Raw genomic sequence first — 19,309 nt, forward strand, 5'->3', positions numbered from 1 at the left:
TCAGCCTTCCTGCTCTCGAAGCTGCACGTGTAGATGCGATCATGGCAATCGAAGCTAATGCTAGCGGTTCCTTGATAGCCGCCGTCGAGGGCCCGTACGCCGTGGCATCGCTGATGGGATCAACGCAGGCGCACGCGCGCCGGCTTGACCCAAGGAAGCGCCCATGGAACATTATGCGAACATCACGAATCGGCAGGCGGCTTGGCGCGACGCGGCGCCCGGCGCGTCCGTGTCTAGATGTGGGGCTGCAAGGATGCGCCAATTACCAGATATTGCATTTTAGCCGTGGCACTGCGGGGCGAAGAACGGTATCAAGTCCGTCCGATCCGGGGCTCGCTCACGGATCATGAGAGTCGCGGTACCGTTCGGCAAGAGGCGTGCGGCGGATGGATCAGATCATGGGCCGGAGGGCAGCTTTGCAACGCGTCGCAGCGCGGCCCTTCACGGGTCATCATGATCGTACAACAAGCGATCGAAAGGGGCGCCTCCGGCCTCCCGGAACCGCCCCTCTTCATGCCGTCGCTCGCCCGTCTGGCGCTACGCCTCGCGGGGGCAGCGCCCGGTTCGCCCCGCGCCGTGGCGCGGGAACAGCGTCATTCCGCTTCTTCGAACATGTCCACGGCGTTCTGCGCGGTCGCCGACAGGCGAACCGTGTCGCCTTCGATCGCCGCCACCAGGCCCGCCGGCAGATAGTGGTGCTTGGCGCCGGTCCCGTCCTGCGTGGCCGGGCTGTCCTGCTTGGTCAGCTTGATCCGCTCACCGTCGACGTGATCCACCGTACCGACGTGAACGCCGTCCGCGCCGATGACCTTCATATGCTCCTTGATGTTGCTGTGATCGTGCATCGTGGATCTCCTCTTGGGGTCGGCAACACAACGACAGATCGCCGCTTTGGATGCATCGCGCGGGTGGCGGCATGATCGCGCGCTGGTCCCTTGTCGCGCTTGCCCTGTTCCTGGCGGGCTGCGCCACGCAGGCGCCGTCCGCGGTGGCGCACACGCCCGATACGCCCGGCTTCCTGCTCGGCCTGTGGCACGGCTTCATCTTCCCGGCCGCCTGGGTGCTCAGCCTGTTCATGCCGGACGTCGCCATCTATGCCGTGCCCAACAATGGCGGCTGGTATGATTTCGGCTATTTCGTCGGCATCGTGTTCCTCGGCGTCGGCGCGCGCAGCACGCGTACCGTCCATGTCACGCGTCGGGTGCGGCGATGAATTGGCAGGTCCCCGTCATGTATGCGGTCGCGCTGGCGCTCGCGATCGTCGGCACGGCGCTGCTGGTCGCCCTCGCCCGTCCGCGCACCGCCGGTCAGGTCTATGCCTTCCGCATGGTCGGCATCATGGCCCTCGCCGGCGCCGCCGTCCTCGCGATGAGCGCCACCGCCATGTGGCAGTGGAGCATGGAGGCATGACCCCCCATCTATCCCTCACACGCGCAATCTTTATGAACTTTCACAATTTCCGGTCGGAGTAACCCATGCCCCTCCTCCAAGCCTCCAAGCAGTACAAGCCATTCGAATACCCCTGGGCGTTCGAGTACTGGAAGCGTCAGCAGCAGCTCCACTGGCTGCCTGAGGAAGTGCCGCTGGGGGAGGATTGTCGTGACTGGGCGCAGAAGCTGACCGATCACGAACGCAACCTGCTGACCCAGATCTTCCGCTTCTTCACCCAGGCGGACGTCGAGGTGCAGGATTGCTACCACGAAAAGTACGGCCGCGTGTTCAAGCCGACCGAGGTCAAGATGATGCTGACCGCGTTCAGCAACATGGAGACGGTGCATATCGCGGCGTACAGCCACCTGCTCGACACGATCGGCATGCCGGAAAGCGAATATGGCGCCTTCCTCGAATATGCCGAGTTGAAGGACAAGCACGACTATCTGCAGCAGTTCGGCGTCGACAATGACGAGGATATTGCGCGCACCCTCGCCATGTTCGGCGGCTTCACGGAGGGCGTTCAGCTCTTCGCCAGCTTCGCGATGCTGATGAACTTCCCGCGCTTCAACAAGATGAAGGGCATGGGGCAGATCGTCAGCTGGTCGGTGCGCGATGAAAGCCTCCACTGCGAAGGCATCATCAAGCTGTTCCACGCCTTCGTGAAGGAGCGCAACTGCCTGACCAAAGCGGTGAAGGACGATATCGCCGATCAGTGCCAGACGACGATCCGGCTGGAGGATGCGTTCATCGATCTCGCCTTCGAGATGGGCCCGGTGAACGGCATGACCGCGAAGGACATCAAGAAGTACATTCGCTACATTGCCGACTGGCGGCTGGGGCAGCTCGGGCTGAAGCCGATCTACATGATCGACGAACACCCGATCCCCTGGCTCACCCCGCTGCTGAACGGCGTCGAGCATGCGAACTTCTTCGAAACCCGCGCGACCGAATATTCCAAGGCAGCGACCAAGGGCCAGTGGAGCGACGTCTGGGATTCGTTCGACAAGCGGCAGAAAGCGAAGTCCGTGCCGGCGGCGAACGAAGATCTGGCGCTGGAAGGCGACATGTTCTCCCGCGCCGGCGTCGCGGCGGAGTAACACCGCCGCCCGGCAGCGGTGCGCAGGGAAACGGTGGCAGTGGGACCGAAACGGCGCCACTGCCACCGAACCGGGCGGTGGTTACATATGCAACCATCTTGCAGGCTGACCGGCCTGTGCTATGTCGATCCGATGGCTGATCATTCCACCGTGCTCTCCCCACCGCCGGGCGCTGCTTCGGACTGGACCGTCCCGCAGAACTGGTCGCACTACACGCCGGAGGAACATGCCACCTGGGACACGCTCTTCGCGCGCCAGTCGAAGCTGCTGCCCGGCCGCGCGTCGGACGCATGGCTGCGCGGGCTGGATGTCCTGAAACTCTCGAAGCCCGGCATCCCCGATTTCGAGGAACTGTCCGAACGGCTGATGAAGCTCACCGGCTGGCAGGTCGTGGCCGTGCCCGGCCTGGTTCCGGACGAGATTTTCTTCGATCACATGGCCAACCGCCGCTTCGTCGCCGGCAATTTCATCCGCCGCCCGGATCAGCTGGATTATCTGCAGGAACCCGACGTGTTCCACGACGTGTTCGGCCACGTCCCGATGCTCGCGGACCCGGTATTCGCGGATTATCTCGCGGCCTATGGTCGCGGCGGTCAGCGGGCGATGCAGCACGACGCGCTGAAATATCTCGGGCGCCTGTACTGGTACACGGTCGAATTCGGCCTGATCGCGGAACCGGACGGGCTGCGGATCTACGGCTCGGGCATTGTCTCCAGCTATGCCGAAAGTCGCTTCGCGCTCGATGATCCGTCGCCGCATCGGCTGCGCTTCGATCTCGCACGCGTCATGCGCACCGACTATCGCATCGACGATTTCCAGCAGAATTACTTCGTCATTCCCAGCTTTGACGAACTGCTGCGCGTCACCGTCGAGACCGATTTCGCACCGCTCTACGACAGCCTGCGCGAACAGCCGGACATTCCCGTCGCGCAGATCATCAGCGACGACGAAGTGATCACCCGCGGCACGCAGGATTACGCCCGCTCTCGCGCATCCGGAAAATAGTCAGCCAGGAAATCGGCGACCACCTTCACCCGGATCGGCAGGCGATCGGCCGGCGCCGCCGTCATGAGCGTGATCGGGATCGCCGGAATGACTGCTTGCGGCAACACGGGCACCAACCGCCCTGCCGCAAGGTCCTCAGCCACCTGCAGGTGTGGCAGCAACGCGATGCCGAGGCCGCTTAGCGCCGCCCGATGCACCGCTTCGCTGCTGTTCGCGCGCAGCCAGGCGCGCGGCCGAACTGTCGCGCCGTCGATCGGCCACCCGCCCGGCCGCGCCGCATAGCCATAGGTGAGGCAATCGTGTGCGGCGAGATCGCCCGCCGCCTCTGGATTGCCGCGCGGCGCGAGATACGCCGGCGCCGCAACCAGCATGCGCGGCACGTCTCCCAGCCGCTTCCCGCCCGGCTCATCGCCGACGCGCAGCCAGAGATCGAGCGCTTCATTGCCCGCCATCTCCCGCCAGTCAGCCACCATCAATTCGATCGTCAGCCCCGGATGAGCTTCACGCAGCCGGACAAGCTTGCTCGCATAATGCAGGCCAAGCGCGGTCGTGACACCAAGACGTACCAAACCCTGTGCCGCGACGACACCGGCAAGATCCGCTTCCGCCGCGGCCACATCCTCAAGGATCCGCAACGCATGCTCGGCCAGCCGCTCGCCGTCATGCGTCAGGCGCAGCCGCCGGGTCGAACGGTGAAACAACCGCACGCCGAATCGCTCCTCCAGTTCGTCGATCGCGCGTGCCACCGTCGTGTGGCTCAATCGTTGTTGTCGGGCCACGACGGAAAAGCTGCCCTGGTCACGCAGGTTCAGGAATAGGCGAAGTGTGCGTACCAGGTCCGACATTTGAACGAATATAGTTCAAGCGCTGCACGGAAAGCACCTATTGTTTATCGCAAACGTTAAGATGATGAGGGCAGCACGGCCCGCGTGAGGGGTCGGAGAGGAGCCAGACGTGATCGATCGTATTGCCAACCCCACCTTGCGCAGCCGCGTGATGTCCGCGGAGGACGCTGCGATGTTCATACAGGCGGGCGACACCGTCGGCATGAGCGGCTTCACCGGCTCCGGCTATCCAAAAGCAGTGCCGACCGCGCTCGCCAAGCGGATCTCTGCCGAACACGCCGCCGGGCGACCGATGCGGGTGAAGGTGTGGACCGGCGCGTCCACTGGGCCCGAACTGGATGGCGCGCTGGCAGAGGCCGACGGGATCGAGCTTCGCCTGCCGTACAATTCGGATCCGATCGCGCGTGAACGCATCAATCGCGGCGAGATGGACTATCTCGACATGCACCTGAGCCAGGTCGCGCCGATGGCTTGGCAGGGGTTTCTGGGCCAACTCGACGTGGCGGTCGTCGAGGTGACGGCGATCCGCGCCGACGGCAGCGTCGTCCCTTCCTCCTCAGTCGGCAACAACAAGACGTGGCTCGATCGCGCCAAGTCGGTGATCCTTGAGGTCAACCGCTGGCAGAATCCGGCGCTGGAGGGGATGCACGACATCTATTACGGCACGGCGCTGCCGCCCAACCGCGTGCCGATCCCGCTGCTGCGCCCGGACGACCGCATCGGCGATCCTTACCTGCGCTGCGACCCGGACAAGGTCGTGGCCGTGGTGGAGACCGACGCACCCGACCGCAACCTCCCCTTCGCGCCGCCCGACGCCTCGGCAAAGGCGATCGCGGAGCATCTGCTGGAGTTCCTCGCGCATGAAGTGACCAAGGGACGCCTGCCGTCATCCTTGCTGCCGATCCAGTCCGGCGTCGGCAACATTGCCAATGCTGTCCTGACCGGCCTGGTGGACGGTCCGTTCCACGATCTGACCGCCTACACCGAAGTGATCCAGGACGGCATGCTGGACCTGATGGACGCGGGTCGCCTGCGCATGGCATCCGCCACCGCCTTCTCGCTCAGCCCGGACGCGGCGAAGCGGATCAACGATGAGATGGTGCGGTATCGCAGCAAGATGATCCTGCGTCCGCAGGAGATCAGCAATCACCCCGAACTGATCCGTCGTCTCGGCTGCCTGGCGATGAACGGGCTGATCGAGGCGGACATCTACGGCAACGTCAATTCCACCTGTGTGATGGGATCGCGCATCCAGAACGGCATTGGCGGCTCCGGCGACTTTGCGCGCAATGCCTTCATCTCGATCTTCATGACGCCCTCGACGGCGAAGGGCGGCGCGATCTCCGCTATCGTACCGCAGGTCTCGCACGTCGATCACATCATGCAGGATGTCGCGGTACTCGTGACCGAGCAGGGCCTGGCCGACCTGCGCGGCCTGCCGCCCAAGCAGCGCGCGGCGCTGGTGATCGAACGCTGCGCCCATCCCGATTATCGCGACGGCCTGCGCGATTATTATGAGCGCGCGCTACGCGGCGCCTACGGCCGCCATGCCCCCTCGCTGCCGGGCGAGGCGCTGTCATGGCACCAGCGGTTCATGGAGCACGGAACGATGCGGACGGGCTGACCCGTCCGCATCTTCACGCAAGACCGAGGACGGTCAGAGGTCCAGCGCCCAGCCGTCCCGCCCCTTGGGATCGGGCGGCGTTGCGGGGACGAAGCGCGTGGCGCCAGCGGCCAGCCGCAGGATCGTCCAGTCCCCCCGCCGGTCGACCGCCTCCAGCGTACAACCGCACGCGGCAAAGGCCTCGATGACCTGCCCGCGCTGAGTTTCCAGCAACCCGGCGAGGACGATGGCTGCTCCCGGTGCCGCAATAGCCGCAAGTTCCGGCGCCATCGAAACCAGCGGCCCGGCCAGGATATTGGCGATCACAAGGTCATACGGCCCGCGTTCCGTGATCGCGTCGTGCAGCGCGCCGTCTGCTACCAGCAGTTCCAGATCCGCGATCCCGTTCGCGGCGGCGTTGGCACGCGTCACCTCGACCGCCGCCGGATCGATGTCCGTCGCGACGATCGTCGCGTCCGGCCACAGGAAAGCAGCGGCAAAGGCCAGCACGCCGGTACCCGTGCCCACGTCGATGATCCGTGCGAAGCTCCTCTCCGCCAGCCCGTCGAGCATCGCGAGGCAGCCGCTGGTCGTCGCATGGTGCCCCGTGCCGAAGGCGCGGCCAGCGTCGATCAGCAGCGCGCATCCTCCCTCCGGCGCCGCCGTGGGATGCGCGCTGGTATGGACGACGAACCGTCCTTCGCGGATCGGCTCCAGCCCCTCCTGCGACAGCGCCACCCAATCCTGTTCGGCGAGGGCAGTGACGGTTGGCGCCGTGCCCGACGCGCTGGGCACGAGCGCGCAAATCGCCGCCAGCGCCGCCGCGTCCGGCTCGCGCTCCATATAAGCGTCCAGCCGCCACCGCTCGCGATCGTCCTCCACCTCCTCGGTGGTCATCAGGACGGCGTCGATCACGAGGTCATCCGCCGCGTCGATCGCCTCGGCTTCCGCGCGCGTGCATGGCAGCGACACGCGCCAGCTGTCGACCGCGCCGCTCATGGACGCATTTGCCTCCTCAGCGGACATAGCTGGCCCCGTTCACGTCCAGAACCGCGCCCGTCATCGACTCGGGCGCATCAAGCGCGAGCCAGCGGATCATCTCGCCCACTTCATCAGGCATGGCGACCCGGCCGAGCGGAATGTCCGCCAGCAATTTGTCGCCCCCGCGGCTGGCGAGATAATCATCCGCCATGCCCGTCATGGTAAAGCCGGGGCAGATGGCGAACGCCAGGATGCCGTCCTTTGCATAGGCGCGCGCGATCGTCTTCGTCATCGCCACCATGCCGGCCTTTGACGCGGCGTAATGCCAGTGCGCCGGGCTGTCGCCGCGATAGGCGGCGCGACTGGCGACATTGACGATCCGCCCGCCGACACCGCGCTCGTGCCAGTGACGCACCGCGAGGCGGCACAATTGCGCCGCGCCGGTCAGGTTGATGCGCATCGTGCGCTCCCACCCGGCAAGCCATTCGTCATCCGCGCTGTCGAGTGGATTGGCCTCGAACACGCCAGCATTGTTGATGAGCACATCGACATGCCCCAGACGCTCGATCGTTTCCGCCCACAAGGCTGCGGCAGCACCCGGCGTGTCCAGATCGGCGGCAATCAGGCCGTCCGCGTCGCGCGTCGCCTGCCCCAGAACCGTCGCGCTGCCGGACAATGCGCTGCGGGCAGCAGCCCCGATGCCGCGCGAAGCACCCGTAAGAAGAACATTGGTCATGCCGCGTCCATAGAAGCTGGCAAGCAGCCCGTCATCCCGGCACCGCCTCGTTGACAGAAACGACCGTCAGGCAACTTTCGCGCTGAATTCCTCCGCCGCGCTGCGCAGCGAGGCAAGCCGATCATCGATCGCCGCGAATTCGGTGCCCAGCGTATCGACGTCGCGTGCCAGGCCCGCCCCCTCGCGCATAATCGCGGTCATGTTGCCCGCGGTTGCGTCCGCCGCCAGCGCGGTCTCGTCGACGGCAGCGGTAATCGCGGTCACGGTCTGCGCCTGCGCCTCCATCGCCCGCCGGATCCTGGTGGCCGACGTTTTCACGTCATCGATGGTCGCGCGGACGCTGGCGCTCGATTCTACCGTGACCTGAGTTGCGGCCTGGATCGCGCCGATCTGCGCCGCGATATCGTCGGTGGCCCGCGCGGTCTGGCTAGCCAGGCTCTTCACCTCCTGCGCCACCACGGCAAAGCCACGCCCGGCATCCCCCGCCCGCGCCGCCTCGCTCGTGGCATTCAGCGCCAGCAGGTTGGTCTGCCCCGCAATGGTGCGGATCAACGCCAGGATGGACTCGATCGACTTGGCATGGGCGCTCAGCGCCTCACTGACCGTGACCGCCCGGTCCGCCTGCGCCGCCGCCTGCGACGCGATGTCGGCTGCCGCCTCCACTTCGCCGCGCGCATCCTCGATCGCCAGGATCAGCCCCGCTGCGGTCGACGCCGCATCGCGCATGGCAAGCGCCGACTCGCCGGCCGCGGCCGCCACTTCGGCGCCGCGCCCGACCATCGATCCGACCGACTGTGTGGCACTCGCCGCCTGCGCACGCACGCGTTCCCCCAGTACCGCCGCCCCCTCGATCGCATCGGCGATATGCAGGCGAAAGGCCGCAGCATGGGCGGCGCGTTCCTCCGCCACCTGCGCCCGCTCGCTACGGCCAAGATGCGCCGCCATGACATCCGCCTCGATCAGCGCCAGTCGCTGAACAACATCGGACAAGCGCCGCATCCGCGCCACGTCCCCTTCAACGCGAGTCTCCAGGATCGCCAGCGTCCGGGCATGGGCAAAGGCCAGCGCGGAAAGCAGCGCCGCCAGCGGCACGCCCGTTTCGCGCGTCATCTCCGCATGTTTGGTGGCCGACCGCCCCCATTGCTCATCGAACGGCGCAGAATATTTCATCCGCATGTAGCGTGCGCTCCGCGCCAGCTGGCGCTGCAGCCAGACGTCCTCGATCCCCTCCAGCATCTTCTTCGTCGCCGGAAGGCTCCGGTACTGCTGCCAGAATGCGTGGGCGATATCCTCGCAATCGGCAGCGGTCAGCAGAGCGTCGATGTCCGCCGCCGCGGCACCAATGGTGCCATCCCAGTCATATTCGCGAACCTGCGCCGCGATCGAACGGGCCACACTGTCCCAGATCGGCATCGTGGTTCCTCCCCTTGATTATCTCGCGTGCCCCGTGTCTCCGCCGGGGCATCGTCCATCCTGCCCTATCGTCAGGCCGCCACGCGCTCGGCAAAGTCACCGGCGCTTCGATTGAGCAGGACCAGGCGCCCCGCCAGTCGGTCGAACCCGGCGCCAAGCGAGTCGATCTCACCTGCGACCGCTTCGGTGTCCGAATGGATCGCTGCGATCGTGCTGGACATGGAATCCGCCGCGAGCGCCGTTTCGTCGACCGCCGCAGTGATTGCCGTCACAGTATGCGCCTGCGCCTCCATCGCGTCGCGAATGCGCGTCGCGGACACCTGCACCTCGTCGACGGTCGCGCGAATGCCGACATTGGCGTTCACGGTCACCTGAGTGGCGGTCTGGATCGCGGTGATCTTCGCGGCGATATCGTCCGTGGCGCGCGCCGTCTGGCTGGCCAGGCTCTTCACCTCCTGCGCCACCACGGCAAAGCCGCGTCCCGCGTCCCCCGCGCGTGCCGCCTCGATGGTTGCGTTCAACGCAAGCAGGTTGGTCTGCCCGGCAATGTCGCGGATCAGGCCAAGGATCGACTCGATCGACTTGGCATGGTCATTCAGCATCTCCGTCACGCCGACCGCCTCGTCGGCCTGGACCGCCGCCCGCGTCGCGATATCCGCCGCCGCCTCCACCTCGCTTCGTGCATCGCCGATCGCGCGGATCAGCCCCGCGGCCGTGGAGGCTGCATCGCGCATCGCCAGCGCGGATTGTTCGGCCGCCGCCGCCACCTCGCTCGCCTTCCCCAGAACGCCTCGCGCCGACCGGGAGGCGGTGGATGCCTGGTCGCGCAGCGTCGCCCCCTCGGCCGTCGCATCGCCGACCGTCGTCGCGATTCCCCCTCGGAAATCCGCCGCCAGGCGATCGCGTGCAGTCTGCGAGCTGTGCTTGCGATAGTCGCCGTACAGCGCGACGGTGATCTCCCCTTCCAGCGCCGACAGCCGCATCAGCGTGTCGATCATGACCGGCAGGCGCGGGTCCGCTGGTTCGCACCGCGCCATCAGGACGCGCAGCGCCGCGCGATCGCTTGCGCTGATCATCGACAGCAACGCCAGCGGTGAGACCTGCCTCTGATAGGCGGCAGCCACCGATCGCTCGATCGATTCGACCCACGCACGTTGGTCGGTACGCAGGAAACGATCCTGCAAGAACGCACAGCCCAGATCGATCATCCTGGCGGCGTCCTGTTCGACCCAGGATTTCTCCTCGTGGAAGCACCGCCGGCCATGTTCCCAATACGCCTCGGCGATCTGGCGCACCTCGGGTTCCAGCACGTCCCACACCTCTCGCGACGCGGTCGAAAGAGTGCCGTCAAAGTCGAACGCCCGCAGGCGGGTGTCGAGATCGATCGAGCGGGCCAGTTGGCCCGGTGCTGGCAGATCGGCGGACAAGTTGTTGCGCTCCCGGTTCATTATCGGCCGGGTCATAGGGGATTGATCGTTAAGTGCTGGTTGAGGCGCGGCGCCCATCCGCCATGCGATTCATTCGCAGGAGGTCACTCCCGCTTGCAACATCGGCCCTCGGGTCTCATAGACCGCGCCAAACCGTCGGCTTACCGCAGGAAACCGTAGCCTTGGCCACAAAACCCGCCCGCCCCAAAAGTCCGCATCTCTTCAGCGGCCCGCTCGCCCTCCATTACCGCTGGAGCGCGGCGATGACGGTGTCGATCCTGCACCGCGCCACCGGTAGCGGGATGGCGACACTGGGGGCATTGCTGCTCGTCTGGTTCCTCGCCGCGCTGGCGTCGGGGGCAGAGGCCTATGCCGCGTTCCGTGACGTCTTCACCCTGTCGGATGGCCGTCTGAACATCTTGGGCTGGGTCATCGGAGTCGGCCTGACGTTCAGCCTGTTTCAGCACATGATGAGCGGTATCCGCCACCTCGTGCTGGATACCGGCGCCGCGTTCGAGCTGAAGCTGAACCGCAATCTCGCGCGGCTCACCTTCGTCGGCTCGACGCTGCTCACCCTCGCCTTCTGGCTCTACGTGGGAACCAAGTAATGGGTACGGGAACCTCGATTGGCCGCGTCCGCGGCCTCGGCAGCGCGCACGAAGGTCCGCATCACTGGTGGCATCAGAAGATCACGGCGGGATCGAACATCCTGCTGATGAGCTGGCTGATGATCTCGCTCGCCCGTCGCCCCGGCTACGATTACGGCACGATGCGCGACTGGCTGTCCTCGGCTTGGGTCGCGATCCCGATGATCCTGCTGGTCGTCTCGGTCTTCTACCACTTCCGCCTCGGGCTTCAGGTGGTGATCGAGGATTACCAGCGTGACGAACGCCGCGTCGTCGCCATGGTCCTCCTCAACCTGTTCACTGCTGCCGTCACCGGCACCGCCCTTTTCGCGATCCTGAAGATCGCCTTCGGAGCAAATTGATGCCCGCCGCTTACCAGATCATCGACCATACGTACGACGCGGTCGTCGTCGGCGCCGGCGGCTCTGGCCTCCGCGCCACGATGGGCATCGCGGAGGCGGGCCTCAAGACCGCCTGCATCACCAAGGTGTTCCCGACCCGCAGCCACACAGTGGCGGCGCAGGGCGGCATCGCGGCGAGCCTCGGCAACAACTCGCCGGACCACTGGTCCTGGCACATGTACGACACCGTCAAGGGTTCCGACTGGCTCGGTGACCAGGACGCGATCGAATATATGGTGCGTGAGGCCCCGGCCGCGGTGTACGAGCTGGAGCACGCCGGCGTACCGTTCAGCCGCAACGAGGACGGGACGATCTACCAGCGTCCGTTCGGCGGCCACATGCAGAACATGGGCGAAGGCCCGCCGGTGCAGCGCACCTGCGCTGCGGCCGACCGTACCGGCCACGCCATGCTCCACGCGCTGTACCAGCAGTCGCTGAAGTATGACGCGGACTTCTACATCGAATTTTTCGCGCTCGATCTCATCATGGAGAACGGTGCGTGCCGCGGCGTGATCGCGCTGAACATGGAAACGGGGCAGATCCATCGCTTCCGTGCCCATGCGGTCGTGCTGGCGACGGGCGGCGGTGGCCGCGTGTACCAGTCGGCGACCTCGGCGCATACCTGCACCGGCGACGGCAACGGCATGGCGCTGCGTGCCGGGCTCCCGCTGCAGGACATGGAATTCGTGCAGTTCCACCCGACCGGCATCTACGGCGCGGGCGTCCTCATCACCGAGGGTGCGCGTGGCGAAGGCGGCTACCTGACCAATTCCGAGGGCGAGCGCTTCATGGAGCGTTACGCGCCGAGCGCGAAGGACCTTGCCAGCCGCGACGTCGTGTCGCGATCGATGGCAGCCGAGATGCGCGAGGGCCGCGGCGTCGGCAAGGACAAGGATCACATCTTCCTTCACCTCGATCACATCGATCCGAAGGTGCTGGCGGAACGCCTGCCGGGCATCACCGAGACGGGCAAGATTTTCGCGGGCGTCGATCTCACCCGCCAGCCGCTCCCCGTCACGCCGACCGTCCACTACAATATGGGCGGTATCCCGACGAACTATCACGGCGAAGTCGTCCAGCTGAAGAACGGTGATCCGGATGCGGTCGTCCCGGGCCTGTTCGCGGTCGGCGAAGCGGCCTGCGTGTCGGTGCACGGCGCGAACCGCCTCGGCTCCAACTCGCTGATCGACCTCGTCGTGTTCGGCCGCGCCACCGGCCTGCGCCTCAAGGAAACGCTGAAGCCGAACACGCCGCACAATCCGCTGCCCAAGGGTTCGGAAGAGATGGCGCTCGGCCGGCTCGACCATTTCCGCAACGCAACGGGTGGCTCGCCGACGGCGAAGATCCGCGCCGAGATGCAGAAGACGATGCAGCGCCATGCCGCGGTGTTCCGCGACAGCGAGCTGCTTTCCGAGGGCGTTACCAAGATCGACGCGATCTACAAGTCGATGGAGGACGTCGGCATCAAGGATCGCTCGCTGATCTGGAACACCGACCTCGTCGAGACGCTGGAGCTGGACAACCTCATCAGCCAGGCGGTCGTGACGATGCGCGGTGCGGAGAACCGCAAGGAAAGCCGCGGCGCGCACATGCACGAGGATTATCCCGAGCGCGACGACGTGAACTGGATGAAGCACACCATCGCGACCTTCGATGGTTGGGGCGGCAAGGGCGGCAGCTGCTCGCTCGATTACCGTCCGGTGCACGATTACACGCTCACCGACGACGCCGAGTACATCAAGCCGAAGAAGCGGGTGTACTAAGGCAAATGGCGCGGCCTACCGGGCCGCGCCTCCTTTCCGGGACACGAACTCAAATATCTGCTGCCATGGCGCGCAACATTTCGAATGTTGCGCGGTGGTAAACTATTGACTCCGATCGCCGCCCACCGCGACACTCCTTCCATTGTGGAGGGGGCTCGCGATGAAGAGGTTGCTGACCGTCTTTCTTGCCGCCTGCGCCGGTTCGGTGCCGGCGCAGACCTATATTCCTCCCCAGCACAGCCGCCCCGCCCCGCTGATTGCCCGCGGTGGCGAGGCGGAACTTGTCCAGCTCGCCGATCAGGGCGGCGCGATCGAATATGATCGCAAGGCCGGGTGGCAGCTGGCCGAGCATCGCCGCCTCGCCGCCATGCTCGCCACGGTGCAGCCGCACCGCAAGGGTACCACCGATGCCTTCGTCATCAGCGCCGCGCTGGACAGTGACCCGGTGTTCGGCCGCGAGGCGCGAGAGGCGGCGAAGGTCCTGGCGCGCCGCTATGGCGCCGAAGGACGCACGATCGTCCTCGCCGGTACCGACGGCAGGGCGGACAGCGCGTTGCCCATGGGCTCCCCTTCCAATCTCGACGTCGCGCTCGCCCGCGTGGCCGAGCTTATGGACGTGAACGAGGATGTGCTGATCCTCTACACCACCAGCCACGGCGCACGCTTCGGCATCGTCTACAATGACGCCGACCAGGGCTTTGGCGCGATCTCGCCGGCGCGGCTGTGGCAGACCCTGTCCCAGCTCGGCATCCGCAATCGGCTGATCATGATTTCCGCCTGTTACGCCGGCGTCTTCGTACCGCTCCTCTCCAGTGATACCACCGCGATCATCACCGCCGCCTCGTCGGATCGAAGCTCCTTCGGCTGTGTCGCCGACAATGACTGGACCTTCTTTGGTGACGCGCTCGTCAATCGCGCGCTCCGCCAGCCAAAGCCGCTGGCCGCCGCCGTCGAAGAAGCCACCAGCACCATCGCGACATGGGAACGCGACGGCCAGCTTGAGCCTTCGCAGCCGCAGGTCGCGATTGGTGCCGGTGCGGCGCGCTGGCTGGCGGTGCTCGACGCCCGCGCGCCGCGCAGTGCAACCGCGCCGGTCGGCCGCCCCGCCAACGCGGTGTTGATGGCGCAGCATTAGCCCCCGCTGTGAAACCAAACCGCCACCGCAGCGCGCGATATTTTCCGCCACCTCGGAACCGGTGCGCCCCATTCGCGGTTCGCGTCGCCATGAACTCCACCGGCAACGCCAGCAACTATCCGCTCCTCGCCAGCCCGCATGTCCAGCTTTACGGCACGGTCGACGAGGCCATGTACGCAAGCTTCAAGGATCAGGTCGCCGCGGCACCATCCGATGGCCCATTGATCTTCTCGATCACAACCTTGGGGGGCGATCCGGAAATGGCCCGCGCGATGGGCGATACGGTACGCCTGCTGCGCGAATATACCGGCCGTGAGACGCTTTTTCTTGGCAAGGTCGCTGTTTACTCGGCCGGCGCCACCTTCATGTCCGCTTTCCCCGCCGACAAGCGCTTCCTGACGCGCGGCACGCGTTTGATGATCCACGAACGGCTGATGAATTCGACCATCCAGCTGTCCGGCCCGCTCAACACCCTGGCCCCCGTCCTGCTGGCCAAGCTGAACGAGATCGAGGATTCGATCCGCATCCAGGACGAAGGGTTCGCCGCCCTTGTCGAAGGCTCGCAGGTAACGCTCGAAACCCTGAAGGCAAAGGCGCCGTCCAACTGGTATATCGAGGCGGAAGAGGCGCGTGATCTTGGCCTGGTCCTCGACCTGATCTGACGCTGCCCGGGCAGCCTTCCACCTCCACCTTGCCCATCTCCACCTTGTCACGCACCCGCGCCCGCCGGATAAGCAACCGGCAACCGAGCGAGGCGGAATGAGCAAAGACCCGACCCCCGGGCGCAAGCTGGGCATGGCGATCCTCATCGCCATGCTGCTCGCGATCCCGCTGTTTGCCGTCTACCTGCTGGTATATGATCGGCAGGATCAGTCCGCCACGGCCCGCGCCTCGATAGCGCGAGGCTGGGGCGGGCCGCAGACGATCGCCGGGCCGGTGCTCGTCATCCCTTATCAGGCCCAAGCCGCCGAGACGGTCACGGAGGGCGGCCGTCAGGTCACCCGCACCACTCAGGTCTGGCGAGAGCTGACGCTGTCCCCTCAAGTCGCCGATCTCAGCACGCAACTCACCCCCGAACGACGGCGCCGGTCGATCTACGAAGCCGTCGTGTTCGAGGCCGCGGCCACGGGCACCGCGCGCTTCGATCTGCCACCGGATCTCGCCCGCTTCGGGATCACCCCCGACGAACTCGCCTTCGATCGCGCGGAACTCCGCTTCGGGCTGCAGGATCCGCGCGGACTGTTCGGGCGGCCGCCGATGGTGTCGGTGGATGGCCAGCAACTGCGCCTTCAACCCGGAAAGGGCTCGCCGGCGACCAACAACGCCGGCTTTTTCACCTGGCTCGACGCCGGCAGCATCCGCAGCCGGCCGCTCCGCGTGCAGTACAGCTTCGCGTTCCGGGGCAATGGCTGGCTCGCGCTGGCGCCGCAGGCGGGGGACACGCGCTGGCGCGTGACCTCCACCTGGCCGCATCCCAGCTTCCAGGGCGGTTTTCTTCCCACCGCGCAAAGCGTGAACACGGACGGCTTCGCCGCCACTTGGCGCGTCGGCAATCTGGCGCTGGGGCGCAGCCTCGTCTCGTCCGGCGATGTCGTGCCCGAGTCGCGCCCCGACCTGTCCGATGGTCAGCCAGTGGCGACTCCGGCCAACGCCTACGAGGCCCGCGTCGTGCTCGTCTCCCCGGTCGATCTCTACAGCCAGGTCAACCGGTCGGTGAAATACGGCTTCCTGTTCATCGGCTTCACCTTTCTCGCCTTTCTGCTGTTCGACGTGATCGGCGGAGTGCGCGTGTCGCCGGTCGAATATCTGCTGGTCGGCGCCGGCCTGGTGCTGTTCTTCGCGCTCCTGCTCGCCTTTGCGGAGGTCGTGGGCTTCACCTTGGCCTATCTGATCGCGGCGGGGGCGATCATCGCGCTCCTCACCAGCTATTCCGCTGCGGTCCTCCGCAGCTGGCGCCGCGCAGGCTACATCGCGGCCCTGCTGGCGGCGCTGTACGCCATTCTCTACGTCCTGCTGAACCTCGAAGCCTATTCGCTGCTCATCGGATCGCTGCTTCTGTTTGCGGCCTTGGCCGGTGTTATGTATCTGACGCGTAACCTCGACTGGAGCGGTTTGCGCGCCCAGTCCTCAACCGACTGAAGCGGGAACGGAAAATGGCCGAATTCACCCTGCCGGCGAACAGCAAGATCAAGGGCGGTCGCAAGATTCCCTCGCCTGAACCGGGCGGGACGATGCGCAACTTCAAGATCTACCGCTACGATCCGGACAGCGGCGAGAACCCGCGATACGACACGTTCGAGGTAAATCTCGACGAATGCGGCCCGATGGTTCTGGACGCGCTGATCAAGATCAAGAGTGAGCAGGATTCGTCGCTGACGTTTCGCCGTTCGTGCCGTGAGGGCATCTGCGGCTCCTGCTCGATGAACATCGACGGCAAGAACGGCCTCGCCTGCACCACCGCGATCGAGGATGTGAGGGGCGAGGTGAAGATCACCCCGCTGCCGGCGATGGACGTGATCAAGGACCTCGTCCCCGACTTCACGCACTTCTACGCGCAATATGCCTCGATCCAGCCGTGGCTGAAGACGGTGACCCCGCCGCCCGCCGGCAAGGAGCGACTGCAGTCGCCGGAGGACCGCGCAAAGCTCGACGGTCTCTACGAGTGCATCCTGTGCGCCTGCTGCTCGACCTCGTGCCCGAGCTACTGGTGGAACTCCGACAAGTTCTTGGGGCCAGCAATCCTGCTCCAGGCCTATCGCTGGCTGGCCGACAGCCGTGACGAGATGACCGGCGAGCGGCTCGACAGCCTGGAGGATCCGTTCCGCCTCTATCGCTGCCACACGATCATGAACTGCGCGAACACCTGCCCCAAGGGCCTGAACCCGGCCAAGGCGATCGCCGAGATCAAGAAGATGGAAGTCGAGCGGGTTCTCTGATCCACGCATCCAGAAGGGAGCCGCACGGCTCCCTTCTTTTTGTCGGGAGCCATCTCTCCCGCTTGTGCCGGTCCTCCCGACGCACGCCCCCGCCGTGTCATCCCTGACACGCCAGCCGACACGCTCAGGACAAGCGGCGCCATGACTGACAAGCCGGAATTTCTGTACGAGGAACATCCCGACCATCCCGGGTGGCACCGCTGGGGCCTCAAGAATTCGGATCGTTACAATACCTTCCTCGGCGACATGATGGTCCGCGTCGAGGACGGCACCTGCCGTGTCCGCATGCTGCCCGAACGGCGCCACTCCAACCTCGGCAACAATGTGCACGGCGGCGCGATGCTCGGGTTCATCGACGTCGCGCTCTTCGCCGCCGCGCGCAGCTTCGGCCTGATCGAGGCGGGCACCGCGGTGACGCTGGACCTGAACACGCATTTCGTCGGCGCAGGAAAGATCGGCGACCCGCTGGAGGCGCAGGTCGAATTGCTGCGCGAAACCGGCCGCCTGCTGTTCATGCGCGGCCTGGTCGTCCAGGGCGACGGCCCGGTGGCGGAGTTTTCCGGCACGATCCGGAAGCCGACGAAGCGTTAACTGGTCTCGCGGCGCACAATCTCCTAAAGGGCCCGCAAAATACTCGCGCGGCCGCGGCGGACCGGCACCTCAGGCACGATCCGTCCGCACGCCCCTGCGCGAAACTCGCCGGCGCTCCCATGTCGGCGCAGTGGGGAGCCCCCTTCCCCCAACGGAGTTTGTCGTGGCCGCAGTTCTCAACGCCTATGAAGCCCTGATTGCCGCCGGGGAGTTGCGGCCCGATCCCGAACAGGCCGCCGCGGCGGCGCGGCTCGACTCGCTGGCCGTCGAGCTCGAACATCCCCGCACCACCGGCTTCTTCCGCAAGAAAGTGATTCCGCCGCGCGGCATCTACATGTGGGGTGACGTCGGCCGCGGCAAATCCATGCTGATGGACCTGTTCTTCGCCAACGTGAACGTCGCCCGAAAGCGCCGCGTCCATTTCGGCGAGTTCATGCTGGAGGTGCACGGCCGGATCGCGGCGGAGCGACGCAAGGAGGCGGGCGACCCGATCCTTCCCGTAGCCGCCGCGCTGGCAGAGGAAGCGCAATTGCTCGCCTTTGACGAGATGATCGTCAACAATTCGCCCGACGCGATGATCCTCTCGCGCCTGTTCACTGCGATGATCGAGGCGGGGGTGACGGTGGTGACGACGAGCAACCGCGTCCCTACCGACCTCTACAAGAACGGCCTCAACCGCGAGCATTTCCTGCCCTTCATCGCCTTGATCCAGGAGCGGCTTGACGTGCTAGCGCTCAACGGCCCGGTCGATTACCGCCGCGATCGCTTGGGCCAGCAAAACACCTGGCTCGTGCCCAACGGGCCGGAGGCGACGGCGCAACTGTCGGCAGCGTTCTTCCGCCTCACCGACTATCCGCCCGAAGATCGCGACCACGTGCCCAGCGAGGACCTCATCGTTCAGGGCCGCTCGCTGCGCGTCCCAAAATCGCTGAAGGGCGTCGCCGTCTTCAGCTTCAAGAAGCTGTGCGGCGAAGCGCGCGGCAGCGCCGACTATCTAGCCATCGCGCGCCGCTTCCACACCGTGATCCTCGTCGGCATCCCCGTCCTCGGCCCGGAGAACCGAAACGAGGCCGCACGCTTCGTCAGCCTGATTGACGCGCTCTACGAATATAAGGTGAAGCTCCTCGCCGCGGCGGATGCGGAACCGGCCGATCTCTACCCCGTTGGCGACGGACGGTTCGAATTCCAGCGAACCGTCAGCCGGCTCGAGGAAATGCGATCCGAGGACTATCTGGCACAAGGCCACGGCGCCGAGTGACAGCCTTATTGCTATTGCGAACGATTATCGATTAAAAGCGTCCTATGCGCCTTTAGTG

20 protein-coding genes are annotated in these 19,309 nt (G+C 65.8%); 14 read left to right on the plus strand and 6 right to left on the minus strand.

The window, feature by feature from the left end; all coding sequences use genetic code 11:
• Nucleotides 1-593: 593 nt before the first annotated feature.
• On the minus strand, nucleotides 594-845 hold the full coding sequence (locus tag XM50_RS17880; protein ID WP_046411353.1) for a DUF2171 domain-containing protein: 252 nt from the start codon (nucleotides 843-845) through the stop codon (nucleotides 594-596).
• A 71-nt stretch (nucleotides 846-916) separates the two neighbouring features.
• On the opposite strand from XM50_RS17880, the gene XM50_RS17885 reads away from it, so the two are divergent.
• The 4 genes from XM50_RS17885 (at nucleotide 917) to phhA (ending at nucleotide 3,536) form a co-directional block, all read left to right on the plus strand.
• Nucleotides 917-1,213: a hypothetical protein gene (locus XM50_RS17885; protein ID WP_046411950.1), complete on the plus strand. Its 297-nt coding sequence runs from the start codon at nucleotides 917-919 to the stop codon at nucleotides 1,211-1,213.
• Nucleotides 1,210-1,410 carry a hypothetical protein gene (locus XM50_RS17890; RefSeq protein ID WP_046411355.1) on the plus strand — a complete coding sequence of 67 codons (201 nt, stop codon included), beginning with the start codon at nucleotides 1,210-1,212 and terminating at the stop codon, nucleotides 1,408-1,410. The genes XM50_RS17885 and XM50_RS17890 overlap by 4 nt, the downstream gene beginning before the upstream one ends.
• 65 nt (nucleotides 1,411-1,475) lie before the next feature.
• The gene (locus XM50_RS17895) at nucleotides 1,476-2,531 is read left to right on the plus strand and encodes a ribonucleotide-diphosphate reductase subunit beta (protein WP_046411357.1); all 1,056 of its coding nucleotides are present in this window, start codon (nucleotides 1,476-1,478) and stop codon (nucleotides 2,529-2,531) included.
• Nucleotides 2,532-2,663: 132 nt separating this feature from the next.
• Nucleotides 2,664-3,536: a phenylalanine 4-monooxygenase gene (gene phhA / locus XM50_RS17900; RefSeq protein ID WP_046411358.1), complete on the plus strand. Its 873-nt coding sequence runs from the start codon at nucleotides 2,664-2,666 to the stop codon at nucleotides 3,534-3,536.
• Here phhA and XM50_RS17905 read toward each other — a convergent pair.
• Nucleotides 3,506-4,381: a LysR family transcriptional regulator gene (locus XM50_RS17905; RefSeq protein WP_046411359.1), complete on the minus strand. Its 876-nt coding sequence runs from the start codon at nucleotides 4,379-4,381 to the stop codon at nucleotides 3,506-3,508. The genes phhA and XM50_RS17905 overlap by 31 nt on opposite strands.
• A gap of 109 nt (nucleotides 4,382-4,490) precedes the next feature.
• Between XM50_RS17905 and XM50_RS17910 the strand changes: the two genes are divergently transcribed.
• Nucleotides 4,491-6,005, plus strand: a complete 1,515-nt coding sequence (locus XM50_RS17910) for an acetyl-CoA hydrolase/transferase family protein (RefSeq protein WP_231622016.1) — start codon at nucleotides 4,491-4,493, stop codon at nucleotides 6,003-6,005.
• Between the two features lie 33 nt (nucleotides 6,006-6,038).
• Here XM50_RS17910 and XM50_RS17915 read toward each other — a convergent pair whose 3' ends face one another.
• From XM50_RS17915 to XM50_RS17930, 4 genes are all read right to left on the minus strand, one after another.
• Nucleotides 6,039-6,983, minus strand: a complete 945-nt coding sequence (locus XM50_RS17915; RefSeq protein ID WP_046411953.1) for a 50S ribosomal protein L11 methyltransferase — start codon at nucleotides 6,981-6,983, stop codon at nucleotides 6,039-6,041.
• 16 nt (nucleotides 6,984-6,999) lie between these two features.
• On the minus strand, nucleotides 7,000-7,701 hold the full coding sequence (locus XM50_RS17920; protein ID WP_046411362.1) for an SDR family NAD(P)-dependent oxidoreductase: 702 nt from the start codon (nucleotides 7,699-7,701) through the stop codon (nucleotides 7,000-7,002).
• Between the two features lie 66 nt (nucleotides 7,702-7,767).
• A complete protein-coding gene (locus XM50_RS17925; RefSeq protein ID WP_046411364.1) occupies nucleotides 7,768-9,114 on the minus strand; it encodes a methyl-accepting chemotaxis protein in 1,347 nt (448 codons plus the stop codon).
• Between the two features lie 71 nt (nucleotides 9,115-9,185).
• Nucleotides 9,186-10,541 carry a methyl-accepting chemotaxis protein gene (locus XM50_RS17930; RefSeq protein ID WP_231622017.1) on the minus strand — a complete coding sequence of 452 codons (1,356 nt, stop codon included), beginning with the start codon at nucleotides 10,539-10,541 and terminating at the stop codon, nucleotides 9,186-9,188.
• A 182-nt stretch (nucleotides 10,542-10,723) separates the two neighbouring features.
• Here XM50_RS17930 and sdhC point away from each other — a divergent pair, with 182 nt between their 5' ends.
• From sdhC to zapE, 9 genes are all read left to right on the plus strand, one after another.
• A complete protein-coding gene (gene sdhC, locus XM50_RS17935; protein WP_046411365.1) occupies nucleotides 10,724-11,149 on the plus strand; it encodes a succinate dehydrogenase, cytochrome b556 subunit in 426 nt (141 codons plus the stop codon).
• Entirely contained in the window at nucleotides 11,149-11,529 is a 381-nt protein-coding gene (gene sdhD / locus XM50_RS17940; RefSeq protein ID WP_046411367.1) for a succinate dehydrogenase, hydrophobic membrane anchor protein, read from the plus strand. The genes sdhC and sdhD overlap by 1 nt, the downstream gene beginning before the upstream one ends.
• A complete protein-coding gene (gene sdhA / locus XM50_RS17945) occupies nucleotides 11,529-13,331 on the plus strand; it encodes a succinate dehydrogenase flavoprotein subunit (protein WP_046411368.1) in 1,803 nt (600 codons plus the stop codon). Before sdhD ends, sdhA begins: the two co-directional genes overlap by 1 nt.
• Before the next feature lie 160 nt (nucleotides 13,332-13,491).
• Nucleotides 13,492-14,466: a C13 family peptidase gene (locus tag XM50_RS17950; protein ID WP_046411370.1), complete on the plus strand. Its 975-nt coding sequence runs from the start codon at nucleotides 13,492-13,494 to the stop codon at nucleotides 14,464-14,466.
• 89 nt (nucleotides 14,467-14,555) lie between these two features.
• On the plus strand, nucleotides 14,556-15,128 hold the full coding sequence (locus XM50_RS17955; RefSeq protein ID WP_046411371.1) for a ClpP family protease: 573 nt from the start codon (nucleotides 14,556-14,558) through the stop codon (nucleotides 15,126-15,128).
• A gap of 97 nt (nucleotides 15,129-15,225) precedes the next feature.
• Nucleotides 15,226-16,605, plus strand: coding sequence for a cell envelope integrity protein CreD (gene creD / locus XM50_RS17960; protein WP_046411373.1), 1,380 nt, complete (start codon nucleotides 15,226-15,228; stop codon nucleotides 16,603-16,605).
• 14 nt (nucleotides 16,606-16,619) lie between these two features.
• Nucleotides 16,620-17,402 carry a succinate dehydrogenase iron-sulfur subunit gene (locus tag XM50_RS17965; protein WP_046411375.1) on the plus strand — a complete coding sequence of 261 codons (783 nt, stop codon included), beginning with the start codon at nucleotides 16,620-16,622 and terminating at the stop codon, nucleotides 17,400-17,402.
• 141 nt (nucleotides 17,403-17,543) lie between these two features.
• Nucleotides 17,544-17,993: a PaaI family thioesterase gene (locus XM50_RS17970; protein ID WP_046411376.1), complete on the plus strand. Its 450-nt coding sequence runs from the start codon at nucleotides 17,544-17,546 to the stop codon at nucleotides 17,991-17,993.
• Between the two features lie 163 nt (nucleotides 17,994-18,156).
• Nucleotides 18,157-19,251 (plus strand): cell division protein ZapE, encoded by a 1,095-nt coding sequence (gene zapE / locus XM50_RS17975; protein WP_046411378.1) that lies wholly within the window; start codon nucleotides 18,157-18,159, stop codon nucleotides 19,249-19,251.
• The last annotated feature ends 58 nt before the right edge of the window (nucleotides 19,252-19,309 follow it).

Origin of the sequence: Sphingomonas sp. Ag1, assembly GCF_000980895.1 — a bacterium.
GTDB classification, from domain to species: Bacteria; Pseudomonadota; Alphaproteobacteria; order Sphingomonadales; family Sphingomonadaceae; genus Sphingomonas; species Sphingomonas panaciterrae.

What these genes read in the sequence shown, in the direction of transcription:
- XM50_RS17895 (WP_046411357.1), top strand. Translation starts at nt 1,476, where the DNA reads ATGCCCCTCCTCCAAGCCTCCAAGCAGTACAAGCCATTCGAATACCCC.
- phhA (WP_046411358.1), top strand. Translation starts at nt 2,664, where the DNA reads ATGGCTGATCATTCCACCGTGCTCTCCCCACCGCCGGGCGCTGCTTCG.
- creD (WP_046411373.1), top strand. Translation starts at nt 15,226, where the DNA reads ATGAGCAAAGACCCGACCCCCGGGCGCAAGCTGGGCATGGCGATCCTC.
- XM50_RS17955 (WP_046411371.1), top strand. Translation starts at nt 14,556, where the DNA reads ATGAACTCCACCGGCAACGCCAGCAACTATCCGCTCCTCGCCAGCCCG.
- XM50_RS17965 (WP_046411375.1), top strand. Translation starts at nt 16,620, where the DNA reads ATGGCCGAATTCACCCTGCCGGCGAACAGCAAGATCAAGGGCGGTCGC.
- XM50_RS17920 (WP_046411362.1), bottom strand. Translation starts at nt 7,701, where the DNA reads ATGACCAATGTTCTTCTTACGGGTGCTTCGCGCGGCATCGGGGCTGCT.
- XM50_RS17890 (WP_046411355.1), top strand. Translation starts at nt 1,210, where the DNA reads ATGAATTGGCAGGTCCCCGTCATGTATGCGGTCGCGCTGGCGCTCGCG.
- XM50_RS17970 (WP_046411376.1), top strand. Translation starts at nt 17,544, where the DNA reads ATGACTGACAAGCCGGAATTTCTGTACGAGGAACATCCCGACCATCCC.
- sdhA (WP_046411368.1), top strand. Translation starts at nt 11,529, where the DNA reads ATGCCCGCCGCTTACCAGATCATCGACCATACGTACGACGCGGTCGTC.
- XM50_RS17925 (WP_046411364.1), bottom strand. Translation starts at nt 9,114, where the DNA reads ATGCCGATCTGGGACAGTGTGGCCCGTTCGATCGCGGCGCAGGTTCGC.
- XM50_RS17950 (WP_046411370.1), top strand. Translation starts at nt 13,492, where the DNA reads ATGAAGAGGTTGCTGACCGTCTTTCTTGCCGCCTGCGCCGGTTCGGTG.
- XM50_RS17915 (WP_046411953.1), bottom strand. Translation starts at nt 6,983, where the DNA reads ATGAGCGGCGCGGTCGACAGCTGGCGCGTGTCGCTGCCATGCACGCGC.
- sdhD (WP_046411367.1), top strand. Translation starts at nt 11,149, where the DNA reads ATGGGTACGGGAACCTCGATTGGCCGCGTCCGCGGCCTCGGCAGCGCG.
- XM50_RS17905 (WP_046411359.1), bottom strand. Translation starts at nt 4,381, where the DNA reads ATGTCGGACCTGGTACGCACACTTCGCCTATTCCTGAACCTGCGTGAC.
- XM50_RS17880 (WP_046411353.1), bottom strand. Translation starts at nt 845, where the DNA reads ATGCACGATCACAGCAACATCAAGGAGCATATGAAGGTCATCGGCGCG.
- XM50_RS17885 (WP_046411950.1), top strand. Translation starts at nt 917, where the DNA reads ATGATCGCGCGCTGGTCCCTTGTCGCGCTTGCCCTGTTCCTGGCGGGC.